Genomic DNA, 17,002 nt, shown 5'->3' with positions numbered 1-17,002 from the left:
GCTTATGATGCGCCCTACTCTGCTGCTACTGGTGGTGTTGGCGACAGCATCCTGCACGCCAGTACAGTCCGCTTCGGTGAGTGTCGGCGCGACAAGCTATCAAGGTGTGGAGCTGGATTCTGGTATCGAGGCGTTTCGGGGAATCCCCTTTGCGCTACCGCCGACCGGAGAGCGCCGCTGGCGGAAGCCCGAGCCGCTGGAGCCGCCCCGGGGCAGCGTGGATGCAACACGTTTTGCGCCGGCGTGTATGCAAACGAGCTCCGGTGTCGACTGGTATCACAACCTGATGAAGAAAGTGGGAGCCGACCCGGCGCAGTTTCCGGCGCCCGCGTACTCCGAGGACTGCCTCTACCTGAATGTATGGACTGACCTGAGCGCAGCCCCGGAGCGTCCGGTGGTCGTCTATATACACGGCGGCAGTAACACGGGTGGCTGGAGTTACGAGCCCAACTACCGTGGTGCGGCGCTCGCGGAACAGGGTGTCGTGGTGGTCTCCGTGGCCTATCGGCTGGGCGCTTTCGGCTTCCTGAGCCACCCGGAGCTGCCCGACCGCAATTTCGCCCTGCACGATCTCGCGCTGGCGCTGCACTGGGTCAAGGACCACATCGCCGCTTTCGGCGGTGACCCCGGGCGGATCACGCTGATGGGAGAATCGGCCGGAGCCGCAAATGCGAGCCACCTGATGGTATCGCCGCTTTCAGCTGGCCTGGCGAACCGCCTGATTCACCAGAGTGGCGGCTGGCAGTTTGACGGGCTTGCCGACCCCGCGGAAGCTGAATCGCGCGGGCTGGCACTGGAGCGCACACTGGTCACTGCAGAAGGCGGGCTGGACGCGATGCGACAGCGCAGCGCCAAGTCGGTGCTCGAGGCGGCCACAGAAGTCTACGAGGATTATTATTTTTCGCCCGTACCTGACTCATCATCCCTTCCCGCGCCGCTTGGGGAACTCGCGGACCGGGAAGCGCTGCCGCCCTTTGATCTTCTGCTCGGCACCAACGCGGATGAGGCACTCATGTACCTGGAATCAGACGATACTGTCCGCAGGTGGCTCGCGGAAAACCTCGAACCAAGACAGCGCGCTGCCGTAACCGACGAGCTCGATCCCACAAAGACAGACCGCGAACAGCTCAACAGGCTCGATACGGCCGCGCGATTCGCCTGCCCCAGTATGCGGCTGGCGAACGCAGTCGCCCGGGCGGGCGGGCGCAGCTTTGTCTATCAGTTCACCCGTGTGCGCGATGGTTTTAAGGCGGTTGGTGCCTATCACGGTGCCGAATTGCCCTACGTATTCGACACCCACGATGAGTGGCTGCCGACGCACGCGCATGATCGCGAGCTGACGGCGAAGATGGTCGACTACTGGTTGTCCTTCGCCGCAAACGGCACGCCCGGCAAGGCAGGGGCAGCCTCGTGGCCGCGCTGGCGGGCGGACTCTCAGCGGGTACTGGTGCTTGGCGATACGCTATCGGTACAGGCGTTTCCCGACGATGCGCTTTGCCGCGCACTCGTGGGGCTTAGCCGCTAACTCTGGCGCTCCACCACCCCACCACCGCACCATCGTAGCCAGAGCCTGGGTGCGATGGTGGCGGCGCGCATTGACGCTCACGCAGCCTTGGCCGCGGGTCCGTCATACCCCGCACATTTATGACCATGTGCGATTTTCTGATAATTCTTTATAATACAAAGCTTTCAAGCTTCGCACAAAGCTGCCCTGAGTACTTCTAGGAGCAGTTATTTCTGACACATAGCCCGAACGGGCTCGCAACCAGTACACATCAGTAGGGAGAAATTGTTTGGATACTAATGATCAAGGCCTTAACCGAAACGTCATCCTGACCTGTGCTGTCACGGGATCTGGTGAGACTGCCGGAAAAACCCCGCACCTGCCGGTGACCCCGGCCGAAATTGCGGACGCTGCCATAAGCGCCGCGAAGGCGGGAGCGGCGATTGCCCACATTCACGTGCGCGACCCGGACACCGGTGCGCCGGGGCGCGACCCCGCTATGTTCAAGGAGGTCGTCGAGCGCATTCGCGAGAAAGATACCGACGTGGTGATTAATCTGACAACGGGAATGGGCGGAGACCTCTACCTCGGTCCCGATGACGACCCCACGGCCTTCACTGAAGAGACCGACTGCGTTGGACAGATCGAGCGTATGGAGCACGTCGAGCTGCTGCTGCCAGAGATCTGCTCACTGGACTGTGGCTCGTTCAATTATGACGTGCCCAACTACGTTTATGTATCGAGCACTGGCATGCTGCGCACCGGCGCCGAACGCCTGCAGAAAATCGGCGTCAAACCCGAGCTCGAGGTTTTCGACCTGGGCCATATCTGGTTCGCGAAGCAGATGCTTGAAGAGGGGCTGCTGGAACAGCCGCCGCTTTTCCAGATCTGTATGGGCGTTCGATGGGGTGCACAAGGCAGTACCCGCAACATGCAGACCATGGTCGATAACCTTCCCACCGGCGCAAACTGGGCCGGATTCGGCCTTGGCGCCAATGAGATGCCCATGGTCGCCCAGGCAGCACTGCTTGGCGGACATACCCGTGTCGGCCTAGAGGACAACCTCTATCTGGAAAAAGGTGTCTTTGCGAGCAACGCCCAACTGGTTGAACGTGCAGTCGTGCTACTTGAATCGATGGGGGCGAAGCTGCAAACACCCGAGGAAACCCGGAAAACCCTCGGTCTATCCAAGCTTGAGGAATTGAAGAAGCTTCGGAAGGCGGCATGAACCCACCTGTATTCCGTGCGGTCGCTCATCCCTGGCACTGTGATGTCATGGGTCATGTCACGACGCGTCATTACGTCGCGATGTTCGATGACGCCTCTTACCATGCCCTCCACGCCATATTCGGCTGGTCGGGTGCTGACGCGGGCGATAATGGAATCGGCATGGTCGACGTGCGGCAGGAAATCGACTTCGACGCCGAGGTTAAAGCCGGCGACCTTCTGGAAATTCATGCCCGCCTCGAGAAGCTGGGAGGAAAGTCAGCGAGCATCGGCTACGAAATGGTCAACCTGACGCGCGACGAACCCGCCGCCCGTCTCCTGCAGGTTATTGTCTGCTTCGACATGAATGCGCGCAAAGCCATGCCCTGGCCCGATGACATGCGCGAGAATGCGGAGCCCTTCCTGGCGACAGGCTGATGGCCCTTTTATCACACCCGGAAAGACAAAGACTAAAGAAGGAGAGGGATAAAAGCGATCTTAATCGCACTATCGTCGTTTTTCGGCCACCGGCGACAGCTCACCCTCCTCGCCGATGTGTAGCAACCTGCAGCGGCGCAGTTCGGGCCAGTGCGCGCGACCGATGGTGACAACGGGCGTGACCCGGTCATAGAGCTCCCGGGCGATAGTAACCGCGGCGAGAATGAGCGCGTCCGGAGCGGGCAAGATGAAGGCCGCAGGCCCATTGCCCTGGCGCAGCGCTTCACACAAGGTCCCCGCGGCACTGGTGCTGCCGCGGATCCCCGGCATCAGCAGGATACGCCCCGCTAGCGACGCGCCCTGCTGCGGATGCCGCGCATCGATGATAACCCCGGTTTCGGGGTCAAGCCCGCCCCAGAAACTGAGCGGCTCGTCGAGCATCAGCACGGGGGCGGTACAATCGCCGGCAAAAACAACCGCTTCGGCCCTCATTGCCTCAAAACCACGATACCCGCGAGGCTTCACCGGCAACTGCCGATGCGACACAATCCTCGAGACCCGCGAAAGTAACGGCGGAGCCCAGCGTGCCCGGGGCGTAATAGGCCCACTTCGCGGAATTTGTCATCACCCTCCCCTTGCAGCCCTCGATCACTGGCGGATAGTAGGTACAGCGATCCGTAATCAGCTCGATACCCGCAGCTTGCAGCGTATGTAGCCAGCCCCGCTCCTTCAGCTCGCCTAGAACATGCCGGCTGGTCGTGATGTAAAAGTGTACCTTCGGGTGTACGGTTTTGCCCTCGATAATGGGCAGCAGTCGACCAAATTCGGCGACGGAAAAGTGGGGGGCGCCGACACAAACGGCGGTGAGGGGCAAATCGTTGGATGTATCCAGGATTTTCACCGCGTTGCGGATTGCTTCCCGGTCGATGCGCAACGTTTCCTGCGGTGCCTTATCGTGAAAGGCTTCACTCCGTGTTGCGGCCTCCGGCGTGACCCCTATGGCGTGAAACATATCCACCGCGCCTGAGGCGTTGGCCGCCGTGCCGATCGCGCGCAGTTGTTCCGTCGTCACGGACAAGGGCAGGCCTTCAATGGCGGCTATCCGGTTGCCGACGCTACGCCCCAAGAGGAAACCGAGGATGTGATAAAAGCGGTCGTCCTCCAGCCAGCGAGGGGGCAAATCGGCCAAACTGACCAGAGTAGTCGCCGCGCGGTTGCGGGGTTCATGCAAACCGGTATACGGAACCCGTCCGGTGATAGCGGCACAAATGTCAAAGAATTCATAATAACGGTTGCTGCGCGCGCCAAGCACCGAATTAGCATAGACCACCGCGCTCGACTCAGTCCACGCGAGGTGCTCACCAAAAGCGGGCTCCCTGCGTGTGTGATAGGGCGCACACGTCATTACACTATCGCAACCCATGTCGCGATACAGCTCAATCAGTCGCAGCGCTGACCGTACCGAGGGCGCAGCACACTCCCGCCCGGCCTGTCGACCATCCAGCGAACAGGCCGTAAGCGTGGTGGGCACGCTGACTCGTGCTCCCAGACTTGCGAGCCGCTCCGCCAGGTCCAGGTTCGCCTGGCCGTTGTAATAAGCGCTGGTTACATGTGCCCAGCTGACGTCGATGAGCGTTTCCGCGCCGGTGATTTCAGCGGTGCGAACGAGCAATTGCATCGCGAACTCAGGCGCCGGTCCACACTCGCCGGCCAGCATTGACCGGTCCGAGTCGCTAATGTGTAAAGTGGATTCACTCATGAGGCAATGACGGGGTCTGTTGTAGTACCTATGATATACCTTACAGCAAATACCGGACACATGGTTTACACATTCAGGCATTTGACCCCATTTGATAAGCATCTTACTGAGGTAGCTTTTCTTATAAAAAAGCCACTGTAAAAATATCCAGAAGCTCAGCAGCGTCTGACAGGCTGTTGCGGCCTGATCTCTGCATCTGCCGCACGAACTGTTCTACTTTCTGCGGCTGGTTGAACAATTGATCCTTCAAAAGGTTTTTGGTTGGCGGGAGGGCAATTACACTTGCGTCTCTACCGAGCTTCATGGCACTGGCCTTTGTTTCATCCCAGTCCTGAGCTTCCATGCAGCCTTCTTCATAAATTGCCGCAAAAATTTCCAGGATTTTAGTATAGCTTTCGATCAGATAGCCCATGTACATGGCATCCTTGGGTTTGACCTCTACCTCGCGTTCAACCCAGGCCACCAACTTGAGAATGGCTACGCCGGCCGGGGATGCGACAGGAATAGTCATATCGGGGTTATCACTGATCTGTATGGAAAATGAACTTTCCATGACTTCAGAAAATCCGAGCCATCGCGCCAACCACCAGGAAGTCGATATACAGACTCTTCGCCACGTCGCCTATATCGCCATACAGCGCTACCAGGCCCCGTGGCAGCTTGCCCGCGACATTAACGAAGGTATTTTTCACGAAGCCGCTTAGCCGTGTCGAGATTGCGCGGGTCGCCCGTTGCCACCAGGTCTGCATACACGATGAGAGGGTGCACAAGTCCTCGGTGTACGGCCTCGCTCCCCTCTTTCCAGAAGGGTATGGAAGCCCTCAGTGATCTGGGCCGGACCCTGCGGGAGATGGGCGGGAATTCACCCCGCTTGATTCTGCATCTATGCGCTATCCAACAGACAGTCCGATTGAGACCGCTCTAGTATGAATTCCTTCCCCAATTAGGAACTCGAAATGACACTACATATTGGTGACACAGCCCCCGATTTCACCGTGGACACCCAGAACGTCGAGATTAGCTTGCACGCCTGGGCAGGGAGTAACTGGGTTTTCTTCTTCAGTCACCCGGCTGATTTCACGCCGGTCTGTACAACGGAAATGGGGCGCACCGCACAGCTCGCGCCAGAATTTGAGAAGCGCAACACCAAGCCGCTCGGGCTTTCGACCGACACGGCCGAAGAACACCGCAAGTGGATCGAAGACGTCAACGACACGCAGCACACCAAGCTGGAATTTCCTATCGTGGCTGACGCAGACCTATCCATTGCCAAGCTCTACGACATGATTCATCCCAACGAAAGTGAGACGGCGGCGGTACGAACGGTCTTCATTATCGATCCCCATAAGAAGGTTCGCCTGACGATGACTTATCCGATGAATGTTGGACGCAACTTTGATGAGATCCTGCGTGTGATTGATGCGCTTCAACTGAGTGACGCGAAGCGGATAGCAACCCCGGCCGACTGGCAGATCGGCAAGGACGTGATCATCCCGCCGTCGATCACAAATGATGAGGCCAAGGTGCTATTTCCACAGGGCTGGACCGAACACCGGCCCTATCTTCGGACCACCAAGGTGGATTGATCGATTTGGACTTGTCCATGTGCGCCAGCCCGGTCGAATTAAGTTAATGGGCGAAGATCAAAAGGACGCCATTTCCAGATCCATTTCCACGGCGGCAACGCCTGCCATGGCACATTCTTCATCGGTCTCACCGGAAGGTGCGCCACTTACACCAACACCACCAATGGTTTCACCACTTGCCTGAATGGGAACTCCCCCGGCCGCGAGCAATACCTTCTCGAGCTTGCCGACTGAAAATGGGCCGCTAAAGCGGCCTTCCAGGGACGAGGTCGGGCTGGTGAATGTCATGGCGGTATATGCCTTTCGGTAGCTGACCTCCAGGGACAGATCCATAGCGAGTACATCCCGCAACACCACCTGGGGATGCCCGCCCCGATCCACCACCGTGACTGCGACCTGGACGCCCTGCTCCCGGCAGGTATCGATTGCGGTTTTCGCAATGGTCAGTGCGGTGTCCATGGAGAGTTTCCTGATCTCCACCATCACCGGCTGATTACTGTCCTGGGCGGCAGCAATACCAGTGGCCGCAAGGGCTGAGACGAACATCAGGGATTTTGACAGTTTGCACTTCACGGTGCGCTTCCTTTTCAAGGCCAGACGATCATGGGCGGACGAGAACATAGCCTTTCTCGACCTCGTCCAGAATATGGGCGACCCCAACATCGACCGGGATGCTTTCAGGGTGGAGCTCCGGGCGGTTTCCGCTTGCTCTTTCGATGCTGCTGATGGTGTTCATACACACGGTGAAACGGACGCCCTGGGCCATAAGGCTGGTGATCCTTTCCCGCCGGCTGTTGTCCGCATACATCAGGCGCACGCCTGGCCCGAACGTGATTATCTCGATATCTATCGAGTCCGTTCCATAGTGTTCCAGCAGGTTGCCAGCAACACTGAGCACCTTGCTCTGCTTCTCCTCCTCACCGTCACTCAGTTGAAGAAGCACAAATTTTTCGGCGAATGGCTTGCTCTCGCTCATCGGTTCCGCGTGAAGGGTGCCCGCCGCGACCAGAAGCGCCAGGCCCAGCATCGTTACCATTAATTCACTAACGAGATTCCTGCTCATGATTTATCCTGCGTAGTCTTCGATGCCGGGATTGTCCGCTACATTCCTGAGGGTCGGCGTATTGAACTTGTCAATCTTGACCGTCTTCTCCGACCTCAGGTAGTCAGCAACCACGTCCCAGATTGGCCGGCCGGGTGCCCGCGAGTTCACGGTTGCCCAACCAGCGACCTTGTACATTTTGTTGGCTTCGATCTGTTCGCCGGTATCCAGGCGCATGTCCGAGATCCGGCTGTTCATAGCAGCTGTTGGATCACAGGTGTAATCCATGCCGCCGACACGCACCATGTCACCGCCCTGCTGGTAATACGGATCTTTGTTGAACAGGTTGTCGGCCACATCCTCCATGATCAGCATCAGGTCGGCGCCCGACATTTCCCGGACATAAGTCTCCGGATAGGTGATGGCCGTGGCGTTCATAATGTCGTCCATGGTGATGGACTCACCCGGCAATACAGTCGTGCCCCACCGGAATCCCGGTGACAGAGAAATCTGGGCATCGAGCACCTTTCTCTGGGCGTCGCAGATTACCTGGTCCATGGTGCCGTTGAAGTTGCCCCGACGATAGAGCAGGTCGTCGGTGATGGCCAGTTTTTCACCCAGTTTGTCCATGTACGGTGCCCGGACTTCTTCAATGAAGCTGGTCATGGCCGGATCGGGCTTGATCAGGTTGGAAAAGACCGGCAGCAGCGTGTATTCGTAGCCCCGGACACCGTTATTTCCGATATCCAGATCCAGTATCGCGACAAATTTACCGTTAGTACCGGCGTTGCCGACCAGGGTCGTACCGCCCGGGTTTTTCACTTCGGTGGGTTGTGGCACTGCATCATGGGTGTGGCCGCCCAGGATGGCATCGATGCCGGTTACACGGCTTGCCATTTTGAGGTCCACATCCATTCCATTATGGGAAAGGACCACGACCGCATTGACCTTTTCCTTCTCCCGGATTTCGTTGACCAGCGCCTGCATCTCGGATTCCCGAATTCCGAAACGCCAGTCAGGAATGAAATAGGACGGATTGGCAATGGGTGTATAAGGGAATGCCTGGCCGATAATCGCCACCCGCTTTCCGCCCAGCTCCCGGATGGTATACGGCTTGAAGACGCGACCACTGACTTCGTCGTAGGATTCTGCTCCCATGAACATGGCTTCGTCGGACAGGAAAACATTCTGGGCCAGGAACTCGCCTTTGAAGGAGCTGATGTTCTTGCGAATCTGCTCTTCCGGATACGTGAATTCCCAGTGCCCTGTCAGAATATCGATGCCAAGGCGGTTACTGGCTTCAACCATGTCCTCGCCCTGGGTCCAGAACGCTGTCCCGGAGCCCTGCCAGAGATCGCCGCCATCGAGCAGCAGCGAGTTACCGGCCCCAGCCTGCTCCCGCAGTTGATCCACCAGAGTCTTGAGATGGGCGAACCCGCCCAATCTGCCGTACTTCTGCGCGGCTTCGGTGTAATCGAGATAGGTAAACGCGTGGCTGCGTCGGGTATCTGACGGAAGGCCGAAATGCTTCAGGAAGTGACTCCCGACCAGGTGCGGAACCCTGCCCTTGTTGGGGCCAATTCCCAGGTTGACGTTGGGTTCCCGGAAATGCACCGGTAACAACTGGGCATGGATATCAGTGAGATGAAGCAATCGGACATTGCCGAACTTTGCTGCGTCGTACAGTCCCTCGCCACCTTGTGCCAAAGCAAGTTTCGAAGCGAGCCCGGCAACGGCTGCCGCTTGCATGGCCATAAGGAAATCTCTGCGGGAAATGGTCACTGAACTCTCCTTTCCTTTCTGGTAATTGGAGTTACCAGCTTTCCCGGTTCCGTGCCGGGCAGGCTGGTCAGGTTCGGCGTACGGGGTCAGTTTCCTATGGCAACGTTGCGCCAGGCTTCCTGTTGCTGTTTACGCTGTGCGACGGATTCTTCGGCGAGCCTCAGGGCTTCATTGGCCATGGCCGCGGCTTTCTCAAAGTTGCCGTTGTCAGCGGCGGACTTTGCCGCCTTCAACCGGTCCGAGGTCACAGTCCACTGGAAGGTGCCGGCATCCTGGTGAGTGCTTTGGGCCTTTGAGTAAACGTCATTGAAGTCCTCTTTGGAGCCAGCCTGTGCGGCCAGCGGTAGACACAGCGCAAGCGAGATACCGATTGTCAGCAAAGGTCTGTTCATTGCGATTCTCCCTCTCCATTCCTGACTATGGCCGGGTTGCCGGTCCGACAACTGGCAGGCCATTGCTCATGTAGGTCAGGAAATACTCGAGATTGCGGTACCCCTCACTCTGGGCCGGCAACGGTTCTGCCCGAACATTGGTATTGCAGCCAGCAAAGCGGCGATGCAGCGTCCCCATCTCACCCCAATCCGAACGGTGCACCGGGAAATTTGCCGGTTGCCCCACAGTCGGCGACAGAAAGTCTCCCCGAATCCATTTTCCGGGATTCTGGACATGACAGCTGGCGCAAGAAAAGTTCAGTTGACCACGTCGGCTGTAATAGAACTCCTTGCCGTCCTGGTAGGCAGCCAGTGCATCGGGATCGTCCGGGACTTTGATATTGATCGGCTTACCCTGGGAGGTGGATGCCATGTAACCGGAAATTGACGCTATGGCCCCTTTCTTCCATTTCAGGGGCTCCTCACCGTTGGCTTCGCGGCAGCGATTGATAGCGAGTTCAAGCGTGATGACTTCATTCTTCTCCGTGTCGAAGTACGGATAGTTCTGCCGAATACCGATGCCGTCATTTTCGAAACAGCTGGCGTAGGTCTTGCCATTGGCAAACGGCGTCTCGAACATCTCCTGGCCGTCGGCGACCGCAAATTCATAGGGCGGAAAATCCTGCATGGATTCCCACTGGCGGCGGCGGTCTTCGTTCAGCGCGTACTGGCCATTGACGAAGCCCTCGAAAGGCACGTCCGGGAACATCTGCATGAAGTATTCAACCATTGCTTTCCGGTCTTCTTCCGGTGTCGAGCCCGCCAATACCTGAGGCACTGCGAGCGCCGCACCGAGAACGACCAGAATGATTTTCGCTTTAACCATGTCCAATCCTCCTCATCGGCGATTCAGGATGGTCCTGCCCGCCGACAATCGTCAGGCGATGGTTGCCGTGGTTGAATCGCTTTCACCCGTGTTATCGATCCAGCTGATGGTGACCTCGTCACCCTTCTGGGCCCCCTTGAAGCGAAACTCCAGGAACGGATCTTTGGATACCGCCGGGCCCCAGTGGGCAACAAATACGTCTTTCCCCTTGTGGGAAACGGTCAGAGCCTTGATGAAATTGGCGGGGATGACGTTCCCCGCAGAGTCCTTTACAAAGCCTGAATCCATGGGATGTCGAACCAGGGCTTTCAGCGATGTTACACCGCCACTCTCTACTGCACGAACTCTGATACTAGATGCCATTGTTCTTCTCCTGTCCGGTTAGCTGTCAGCCGCCGCAGCCGCCAACGGTCACTTTCACGTTCTGAGTCGCCTTGTAGGCTTTGCCGTCAGAAATCACGACTGCGACAACATCCGTCGTCTCTGCCATTTTCAGGCGATTCGACACGAACGGCAGAGTGCCTTGCGGAATATCGAAATAGGCAGCCAGGGCATTGGGATTCCTGTCGACCAGTAACGCGATGCTCGTCACGTTCGGCAGTGTGGTTTCGACAGACACGGGCACCACCGCGCCGTTCTGCGCAATGGTCGGCAAATCCATGGTGATCTGGTCCGATTCAGTCGCCTCCATCTCGTACAGTTCAGCAATGGTTTCATCCACGCCCGGGGTATTGAACGCCTTCTTCGGCCAGTCGGACGCGTCCGGGGTGGCTGCCGCCTGAACTCTCAGTGACATGATGCCGGAACCCAGCGCAAAGCCGGCTACTCCTGCACCCAGCATCCCCTTCAAAAAGCCTCTTCGCCTTTGGTCAGTCACGGTAACTCCTCCTCCGCCCTTAGAGCGTATACAGGTAATCGATGACCCGGTTGATTTCTTGTTTGCTCAGGATCATGTGTCTTCCGAATGGCGGCATCACCGTCATCTCGTTGAACTGGGTCTCGTCCCAGATACGTCTGTAAAGAATCTCACGGTCGGGATAGCGGGATTTCATGTCCGCGAGTTCCGGACCGATGTTGCCGGCCAGCTTGCCGTCATCCATCTGGTGGCAGGCCAGGCAATTACCATCAGTCCGGCTGAAAGCGAGTTCCTTCCCCCGGTCAATGTCACCCTGGCTCGGTTCGGCAAACACCGGCGCGGTGACACTCAGTACGAGTGTGGTCAGATACACGGAAATTAACCCTTGTCGCATCACGCAGTCCTCCCGGGCAAGCGTTGTAGAGCCTGGTGCTCCTGATCCGCCTTCATTCCATTATCCCCTCGTCGAGAGGACCGGTCGTGCTCGGTGTCAGATCCTTGCCCGCCGCCGAGTCGGCTACGTTCACCTCGTCTTTACAGTCCTTCATGCAGCGCTCGTTGCTCACGACCGGCCGCGGGTCTTCCCAGGTAAAGCCATCCTGATTAGGCATCACCACCTTCGGCAATGTTTCCCTGTTGGCCACAAAATCGCCGTCCACGATGTAATTGAGATTCAGGACATAGGCGGTCAGCGCATATACCTGGTCATCCGACAACGATTGCGGTGCAAAGAACGGCATGGTTCGGTGGATGTAGTCCCAGAGTGTCGAGGCATAGGGCCAGTAGCTTCCCACTGTCTTTTCGGGACGGTCCTCTGCGAGGCTGTCGTCACCTCCTGCCAGTTTGGGATAGCGCTCCATGCCTTCTCCAAAGGCACCGTGGCAGGACGCACACTGGGCCTCGTAAACGGACATTCCTTCATCGACAGTACCGCTGCCCTCTGGCAGCCCCATGCCGTCAGGACGAATATCGATATCCCAGGCGGCAATCTGTTCATCCGTTGCGGATTCACCATACCCGTAGTGCCCGGCCTGCTCTGCAGCACCGACAAGGGGTATTGAAGCCAGAAGGATGCCGCACCAGGTTCCGGCGAACAGGCGTGGTGTCTTATGCAAGTTGAACATTGACCACACTCCCGTCTGCGTTGACCTGCCAGGTCTGGATCGAATTCTTGTGATAGATCGAATTGCTGCCACGAACCTGCCTGAGCTGAGCCAGCGTCGGTTGCACATACCCCGTTTCATCAATGACCCGGGATTGCAGCAGGGCGGGATTGCCCTCCCACTTCCACTCGAGGGCAAACCGGGTCAGCGATTTGGACATAACCGGCTCCCGCAGTTGCGCCTGCTGCCAGTTCCGACCGCCATCAACCGAAACGTCCACCGTTTTTACCTTGCCGCGGCCGCTCCACGCCAGGCCTTCAATCTGGTGAATACCCTTGTCCTGTAACGGCATTTCGGGGCACGGCGAAGTGATAACCGACTTGGCGTCCATAACCCAGGTGAAGCCATGGGCTGTACCGTCCGGCATCAGGTCCGTGTACTTGGACGTTTCCTCACGCTGCATCCACGGCTTGTCGCCCACTTCCAGCCGGCGCAGCCACTTCACGTGGGTATTGCCCTCCCAGCCCGGCACCACCAGGCGAACCGGGTAGCCCTGCTCGCGACGCAGTGCCTCACCGTTCTGGGCATAAGCCACGATGACATCGTCAAGGGCTTTCTCGAGCGGAATACTGCGGGTCATGGCGGCACCGTCTGCACCCTCTGCCAGCAGCCACTTGCCTTCCGTCTTGATGCCTACTTCCTGCAGCAACGTGGACAGCCGGACACCGGTCCATTCGGCACAGCTCACCATGCCGTGCAGGAACTGGAGGGAATTGAGCTGGGCACCACGCCATTCCATGCCGCCGTTGGCGGGGCACTCGATAAAGTTGATCTGGGAAACGCTGGGGAATCGCTGCAGATCCTCCATGGAGAGAATGATCGGGCGTTCCACAAGGCCATGGATCATCAGGCGGTGTTGCTGAGGATCGATCTCCGGACGGCCAGCGTGATGGCGCTCAAAGAAAAGGCCGTTCGGAGTAATGATGCCTTTCAGGTGTTGAAGTGGAGTAAAACTGATTGACGAGATTTTATCGGCGGTCAGCCAGGGTACGTTCCTGCGAATGACCTCCTTTTCGAACGGCGATGGGAGACCGTATGGATCGGTCACTACACCCGGCCCGAGAGACCGGGTCCACGGGGGAATCCCGGGCGGATACTGTGTCGCTGCAAGGGCCTTTGGGGCAACGCCTGCGAGAGCACCCCCAACCATGGCACCACCAGCGGTGAACAGGCCGCTTCTGAGAAAACGTCTGCGCTCTGCTGCAGGTAAGCGATCTGACTCTGCCAGGGCGATTTTGGTCAGGTCCCGGTGGAGTTGGCGGAGCTTGCCGAACATATTGGTTTCCTCCTCCTTCGAAGCCCTCTCGGGACAGTCGGCCGACACGCAGTGTGGCACTGGCGACAACCTTGTTGTTTCTCTGGTAAGGATATACTTTATATATAGACCCCTCAGTGCGGGGTGACAAGTGGTTTCGAAACCGGCCTCATACCACCTTCGTGGATAAAACCGGCTTTGGAATACGGCTGATCCGAGGTGAAACATGACCAATACAGGCACTTACATGGCGCAATAAAACAGAAGAGGTATCCAAAATGCATGCAAAAACAATCAAGATCTCCATCAGGTCCACCGCTGCGGCTGCCGCAATGCTGATCGGATCGGGAGCGCTGGCTGCCGATTCCGCGCCGGACTATCCGCCGCTCACAATTCCGTTTGAGGCAGAACAAGTGAGCGTGGACAACGTTTACTATTTTTTGGGCCATTCCGGGGTACCGGGAGAGCAGAACGAAGGTTTGACAGCCAATGCCGGATTCGTCATCACCGGCGAAGGTGTGGTGATATTCGATGCCCTCGGAACACCCAGCCTCGGTGCAGCAATGGTCGATAAAATACGCGAACTGACGGAATTACCCATCACTCATGTTGTGATCAGCCATTATCATGCAGACCATGTTTATGGGCTGCAGGCCATCAAAGAGCTGACGGAAGCGGAGGTCATCGCCCAGGATTCATCCCATGTCTATATCAGCAGCCCGGATGCGGACCAACGCCTGGAACAGCGTAAACAGGTTCTCTCACCCTGGGTAGATGACCACACCAGAGTAGTCGCCCCTGATGTTACCTTTGCGGAGGAAATAATGCTGAAGTCCGGCGATTACCGGTTCAGGATCGTGCATGCGGGTCCCGCCCATGCGCCGGATGACAGTCTGATGATGGTAGAGCCCGCCGGTGTTCTGTTTTCCGGCGATATTATCCAGAATGACCGGGTTCCGTATCTCAACAGCGCCGAAGTGGATACCCGTAACTGGATGAAGGCCATCGAGAAAGTCAGGGAACTGAACCCCCGTATACTGATACCCGGCCACGGCAAGCCATCGGAAGATGTCACGGCGGCCCTGAGTTTCACCTATGACTATCTTGCGTATGTCCGGGACCGCATGGGCGCTGCGGTTGAGGAGTGGGTTGAGTTCGAAGATGCCTATGAACAGACGGACTGGTCCCGCTATGAGAACCTGCCGGCATTCGATGCGTCCAACAAGGCCAATGCCTATCGTGTTTACGTTGAAATGGAAAAAGCTGCACTGGGAGGCAGCTAGCAAAGATGCGTATTCCAGGCCAAGCCTGCCACCCATTCCACGCGAATGCTACCACTGATTCCACGGCAAAGCTGCCATCCCGGCTGCGTGCCAGGGAGTCTCATCAGGAGCCAATCGACGCGGGATAACTAACCGGTATTCTGGCCCTTTTCAAGCAAAGGGGATCAGATGTCCGCGATGAGGTTATCCATGCGTAGAATCAAGGAAGTTCTGCGCCTCAAATGGGGCAAGGGCATGAGCAATCGCCAGATAGCGACCAGTTGCGGTATAGGCCTTAATAATGAAGAGCCGATTCGGAAAGTTTTTCGGAGGCTTTATGGAGAGATTGAATGGCCGATCACGATAAAGAAGTAGCACCTGCTCAGTCGCGAGCAGAGAGTCGGCACGAATTACATCAGGAGCTTCCAATTGATTTCCCTGATCCTTTTTTCCGTAGCCTGCACCGGATCATTCGCTTTGCGATTCGGGTGCTTGCGGTACTGATGGTCGCTGTTATTCTCTGGGGGGTTGGCGATGTTGTTTATATCATTTACGACAGACTGATCGCCCCTCCTTTTCTGCTGTTGAATATTAACGACATTTTCTTCACCTTCGGCGCCTTCATGGCGGTGCTGATTGCGGTGGAAATTTTTATTAATATACGGCTCTATCTGGGTACCAACGTCTTTCCCGTTCAGTTGGTTGTCGCCACGGCGCTTATGGCCATTGCACGGAAGGTCATCGTGTTGGATTTCGATACGCTGACGCCCATGTACCTAATCGGTATTGCAGCAACCACATTGGCGCTTGGTATCACTTACTGGCTGTTACAACAGGGCAATCAGTATCACGGTTGAGATGCCTGATCGCCCTCTGCTCAGCGCCGGGGCTCGCAAGCACCTGGCGGCGGAGTAGAATTCCCTCTCCCGCTGCGGCATGCTGCTCGAGAGTTGCTGTTGATCAGGAAAAGTGGCCGTGGTAATCGCATTCGTTAAGGAGCTCTGGCGCTATCCGGTAAAAAGCCTTGGAGGCGAAAGTCTGAGCACCGCAATCATCGGCGCGGGTGGCGTCTGCGGTGATCGCCACTGGACAGTGTACGACCCCCTCGCTCCGATCATTCGCAGCGCCAAGCAATGGCCTCGACTGCTGGAGCTGCGCGCGCAGTACCTGTCCAGCCCTTCCCCGGAGGATTACGGCGATGCCATTGCTCCAGTGAGATTACTGGCGCCCGATGGCAACTCCTGCGAGAGCAGCGATTTGAAGGCGTGCGAAGATTGGTTGACCCGCTGGCTGGACGCCCCCGCCCAGCTGAAACCACGAGCGCCCCGCTCTGATAGGGCTTTTTACGCGTTGCCAGGTGAGCGTACCGAGCAGCAGATCGCCGGGGAGATCGGTCTCAACGCAGGTGAGCCCCTTCCCGAGTTCGGCGCCATGGATGTGGACGTGGCCACAGTACTGCAGTTCCATGCCACACCGCCGGGATTTCTTTACGATGCCTTTCCAGTGCATCTACTGACCACGGACTCGCTGCAGTTCTTGGCCGACGCGTCCGGGCTGGACGTGGACGTTCGTCGTTTTCGGCCGAACCTCCTGCTGGAAATGACCTCACCCGCTGCCGCGATGACAGAACAGGGGTGGGTCGGCGCGACGCTGAAAATCGGTGAAGCCGTCTTGCTAGTCGATTCGCCGACGGCGCGCTGCTCGATGCCGGGCCGTCCGCAGCCGGGCTTCGACCTGCGTGAGGAGAAGGGGCTTTCCAGGGCCATGGCGAAGCATGCAGATCGCAACCTGGGTGTAAACGCCAGGATCATCCAGCCCGGCACGGTCAGAACCGGAGATCGGGTGCAACTGCTACCAGGAAGACGGGGTACAGGACGCCGGTGACAGCGCCA

22 protein-coding genes are annotated in these 17,002 nt (G+C 57.7%); 8 read left to right on the top strand and 14 right to left on the bottom strand.

Going from position 1 to position 17,002, the window contains the following annotated elements; translation table 11 throughout:
* Positions 1-4: 4 nt before the first annotated feature.
* The 3 genes from Q6D67_RS18345 to Q6D67_RS18335 all read left to right on the top strand — a co-directional run bounded on the left by Q6D67_RS18345 (position 5) and on the right by Q6D67_RS18335 (position 3,148).
* Complete coding sequence (locus Q6D67_RS18345; protein ID WP_304707122.1) at positions 5-1,525, top strand: carboxylesterase/lipase family protein; 1,521 nt, start codon at positions 5-7, stop codon at positions 1,523-1,525.
* A 268-nt stretch (positions 1,526-1,793) separates the two neighbouring features.
* Positions 1,794-2,732 carry a 3-keto-5-aminohexanoate cleavage protein gene (locus tag Q6D67_RS18340; protein WP_304707121.1) on the top strand — a complete coding sequence of 313 codons (939 nt, stop codon included), beginning with the start codon at positions 1,794-1,796 and terminating at the stop codon, positions 2,730-2,732.
* The gene (locus Q6D67_RS18335; RefSeq protein WP_304707120.1) at positions 2,729-3,148 is read left to right on the top strand and encodes a thioesterase family protein; all 420 of its coding nucleotides are present in this window, start codon (positions 2,729-2,731) and stop codon (positions 3,146-3,148) included. Before Q6D67_RS18340 ends, Q6D67_RS18335 begins: the two co-directional genes overlap by 4 nt.
* A gap of 69 nt (positions 3,149-3,217) precedes the next feature.
* Here the strand turns inward: Q6D67_RS18335 and Q6D67_RS18330 are convergent, their stop codons facing one another.
* From Q6D67_RS18330 to Q6D67_RS18320, 3 genes are all read right to left on the bottom strand, one after another.
* The gene (locus tag Q6D67_RS18330; protein WP_304707119.1) at positions 3,218-3,640 is read right to left on the bottom strand and encodes an aconitase X swivel domain-containing protein; all 423 of its coding nucleotides are present in this window, start codon (positions 3,638-3,640) and stop codon (positions 3,218-3,220) included.
* 4 nt (positions 3,641-3,644) lie between these two features.
* Positions 3,645-4,907, bottom strand: a complete 1,263-nt coding sequence (locus tag Q6D67_RS18325) for an aconitase X catalytic domain-containing protein (RefSeq protein WP_304707118.1) — start codon at positions 4,905-4,907, stop codon at positions 3,645-3,647.
* Positions 4,908-5,028: 121 nt separating this feature from the next.
* The gene (locus tag Q6D67_RS18320; protein WP_304707117.1) at positions 5,029-5,460 is read right to left on the bottom strand and encodes a hypothetical protein; all 432 of its coding nucleotides are present in this window, start codon (positions 5,458-5,460) and stop codon (positions 5,029-5,031) included.
* Between Q6D67_RS18320 and Q6D67_RS18315 the strand changes: the two genes are divergently transcribed.
* Positions 5,459-5,611, top strand: a complete 153-nt coding sequence (locus Q6D67_RS18315) for a hypothetical protein (protein WP_304707116.1) — start codon at positions 5,459-5,461, stop codon at positions 5,609-5,611. The genes Q6D67_RS18320 and Q6D67_RS18315 overlap by 2 nt on opposite strands.
* Here the strand turns inward: Q6D67_RS18315 and Q6D67_RS21880 are convergent.
* Positions 5,580-5,660 carry a type IV toxin-antitoxin system AbiEi family antitoxin gene (locus Q6D67_RS21880; RefSeq protein WP_370551991.1) on the bottom strand — a complete coding sequence of 27 codons (81 nt, stop codon included), beginning with the start codon at positions 5,658-5,660 and terminating at the stop codon, positions 5,580-5,582. The genes Q6D67_RS18315 and Q6D67_RS21880 overlap by 32 nt on opposite strands.
* A 203-nt stretch (positions 5,661-5,863) precedes the next feature.
* Between Q6D67_RS21880 and Q6D67_RS18310 the strand changes: the two genes are divergently transcribed.
* Complete coding sequence (locus tag Q6D67_RS18310; RefSeq protein WP_304707115.1) at positions 5,864-6,493, top strand: peroxiredoxin; 630 nt, start codon at positions 5,864-5,866, stop codon at positions 6,491-6,493.
* 57 nt (positions 6,494-6,550) lie between these two features.
* On the opposite strand, the gene Q6D67_RS18305 is transcribed toward Q6D67_RS18310, so the two are convergent.
* From Q6D67_RS18305 to soxC, 10 genes are all read right to left on the bottom strand, one after another.
* Positions 6,551-7,066 carry a heme-binding protein gene (locus Q6D67_RS18305; protein WP_304707114.1) on the bottom strand — a complete coding sequence of 172 codons (516 nt, stop codon included), beginning with the start codon at positions 7,064-7,066 and terminating at the stop codon, positions 6,551-6,553.
* Positions 7,067-7,094: 28 nt separating this feature from the next.
* Complete coding sequence (locus tag Q6D67_RS18300; protein WP_304707113.1) at positions 7,095-7,556, bottom strand: hypothetical protein; 462 nt, start codon at positions 7,554-7,556, stop codon at positions 7,095-7,097.
* A 3-nt stretch (positions 7,557-7,559) separates the two neighbouring features.
* On the bottom strand, positions 7,560-9,317 hold the full coding sequence (soxB, locus tag Q6D67_RS18295) for a thiosulfohydrolase SoxB (RefSeq protein ID WP_304707112.1): 1,758 nt from the start codon (positions 9,315-9,317) through the stop codon (positions 7,560-7,562).
* An 86-nt stretch (positions 9,318-9,403) separates the two neighbouring features.
* Entirely contained in the window at positions 9,404-9,709 is a 306-nt protein-coding gene (locus Q6D67_RS18290; protein WP_304707111.1) for a hypothetical protein, read from the bottom strand.
* A 25-nt stretch (positions 9,710-9,734) separates the two neighbouring features.
* Entirely contained in the window at positions 9,735-10,574 is an 840-nt protein-coding gene (gene soxA / locus Q6D67_RS18285) for a sulfur oxidation c-type cytochrome SoxA (protein WP_304707110.1), read from the bottom strand.
* A 51-nt stretch (positions 10,575-10,625) separates the two neighbouring features.
* A complete protein-coding gene (gene soxZ / locus Q6D67_RS18280) occupies positions 10,626-10,937 on the bottom strand; it encodes a thiosulfate oxidation carrier complex protein SoxZ (protein WP_304707109.1) in 312 nt (103 codons plus the stop codon).
* A gap of 25 nt (positions 10,938-10,962) precedes the next feature.
* Positions 10,963-11,451, bottom strand: a complete 489-nt coding sequence (soxY, locus tag Q6D67_RS18275; RefSeq protein WP_304707108.1) for a thiosulfate oxidation carrier protein SoxY — start codon at positions 11,449-11,451, stop codon at positions 10,963-10,965.
* 19 nt (positions 11,452-11,470) lie between these two features.
* The gene (gene soxX / locus Q6D67_RS18270; protein ID WP_304707107.1) at positions 11,471-11,824 is read right to left on the bottom strand and encodes a sulfur oxidation c-type cytochrome SoxX; all 354 of its coding nucleotides are present in this window, start codon (positions 11,822-11,824) and stop codon (positions 11,471-11,473) included.
* Positions 11,825-11,876: 52 nt separating this feature from the next.
* Positions 11,877-12,554 (bottom strand): c-type cytochrome, encoded by a 678-nt coding sequence (locus Q6D67_RS18265; RefSeq protein WP_304707106.1) that lies wholly within the window; start codon positions 12,552-12,554, stop codon positions 11,877-11,879.
* The gene (gene soxC / locus Q6D67_RS18260) at positions 12,538-13,869 is read right to left on the bottom strand and encodes a sulfite dehydrogenase (RefSeq protein WP_304707105.1); all 1,332 of its coding nucleotides are present in this window, start codon (positions 13,867-13,869) and stop codon (positions 12,538-12,540) included. The genes Q6D67_RS18265 and soxC overlap by 17 nt, the downstream gene beginning before the upstream one ends.
* Before the next feature lie 257 nt (positions 13,870-14,126).
* On the opposite strand from soxC, the gene Q6D67_RS18255 reads away from it, so the two are divergent.
* From Q6D67_RS18255 to Q6D67_RS18245, 3 genes are all read left to right on the top strand, one after another.
* Entirely contained in the window at positions 14,127-15,131 is a 1,005-nt protein-coding gene (locus Q6D67_RS18255) for an MBL fold metallo-hydrolase (protein WP_304707104.1), read from the top strand.
* Between the two features lie 329 nt (positions 15,132-15,460).
* On the top strand, positions 15,461-15,967 hold the full coding sequence (locus Q6D67_RS18250) for a phosphate-starvation-inducible PsiE family protein (RefSeq protein WP_304707103.1): 507 nt from the start codon (positions 15,461-15,463) through the stop codon (positions 15,965-15,967).
* 118 nt (positions 15,968-16,085) lie between these two features.
* Positions 16,086-16,994 (top strand): MOSC domain-containing protein, encoded by a 909-nt coding sequence (locus tag Q6D67_RS18245; protein ID WP_304707102.1) that lies wholly within the window; start codon positions 16,086-16,088, stop codon positions 16,992-16,994.
* The last annotated feature ends 8 nt before the right edge of the window (positions 16,995-17,002 follow it).

The sequence above is a fragment of the Haliea sp. E1-2-M8 genome (genome assembly GCF_030649675.1).
Taxonomy (GTDB): Bacteria; Pseudomonadota; Gammaproteobacteria; order Pseudomonadales; family Halieaceae; genus Haliea.
Note: the sequence above shows the minus strand (reverse complement) of the source record. Positions and strands in the feature narration are given on the sequence as shown.

What these genes read in the sequence shown, in the direction of transcription:
- Q6D67_RS18345 (WP_304707122.1), top strand. Translation starts at nt 5, where the DNA reads ATGATGCGCCCTACTCTGCTGCTACTGGTGGTGTTGGCGACAGCATCC.
- Q6D67_RS18335 (WP_304707120.1), top strand. Translation starts at nt 2,729, where the DNA reads ATGAACCCACCTGTATTCCGTGCGGTCGCTCATCCCTGGCACTGTGAT.
- Q6D67_RS18330 (WP_304707119.1), bottom strand. Translation starts at nt 3,640, where the DNA reads ATGAGGGCCGAAGCGGTTGTTTTTGCCGGCGATTGTACCGCCCCCGTG.
- Q6D67_RS18325 (WP_304707118.1), bottom strand. Translation starts at nt 4,907, where the DNA reads ATGAGTGAATCCACTTTACACATTAGCGACTCGGACCGGTCAATGCTG.
- Q6D67_RS18315 (WP_304707116.1), top strand. Translation starts at nt 5,459, where the DNA reads ATGACTTCAGAAAATCCGAGCCATCGCGCCAACCACCAGGAAGTCGAT.
- Q6D67_RS18320 (WP_304707117.1), bottom strand. Translation starts at nt 5,460, where the DNA reads ATGGAAAGTTCATTTTCCATACAGATCAGTGATAACCCCGATATGACT.
- Q6D67_RS18310 (WP_304707115.1), top strand. Translation starts at nt 5,864, where the DNA reads ATGACACTACATATTGGTGACACAGCCCCCGATTTCACCGTGGACACC.
- Q6D67_RS18300 (WP_304707113.1), bottom strand. Translation starts at nt 7,556, where the DNA reads ATGAGCAGGAATCTCGTTAGTGAATTAATGGTAACGATGCTGGGCCTG.
- Q6D67_RS18290 (WP_304707111.1), bottom strand. Translation starts at nt 9,709, where the DNA reads ATGAACAGACCTTTGCTGACAATCGGTATCTCGCTTGCGCTGTGTCTA.
- soxA (WP_304707110.1), bottom strand. Translation starts at nt 10,574, where the DNA reads ATGGTTAAAGCGAAAATCATTCTGGTCGTTCTCGGTGCGGCGCTCGCA.
- soxZ (WP_304707109.1), bottom strand. Translation starts at nt 10,937, where the DNA reads ATGGCATCTAGTATCAGAGTTCGTGCAGTAGAGAGTGGCGGTGTAACA.
- soxX (WP_304707107.1), bottom strand. Translation starts at nt 11,824, where the DNA reads ATGCGACAAGGGTTAATTTCCGTGTATCTGACCACACTCGTACTGAGT.
- Q6D67_RS18265 (WP_304707106.1), bottom strand. Translation starts at nt 12,554, where the DNA reads ATGTTCAACTTGCATAAGACACCACGCCTGTTCGCCGGAACCTGGTGC.
- soxC (WP_304707105.1), bottom strand. Translation starts at nt 13,869, where the DNA reads ATGTTCGGCAAGCTCCGCCAACTCCACCGGGACCTGACCAAAATCGCC.
- Q6D67_RS18255 (WP_304707104.1), top strand. Translation starts at nt 14,127, where the DNA reads ATGCATGCAAAAACAATCAAGATCTCCATCAGGTCCACCGCTGCGGCT.
- Q6D67_RS18250 (WP_304707103.1), top strand. Translation starts at nt 15,461, where the DNA reads ATGGCCGATCACGATAAAGAAGTAGCACCTGCTCAGTCGCGAGCAGAG.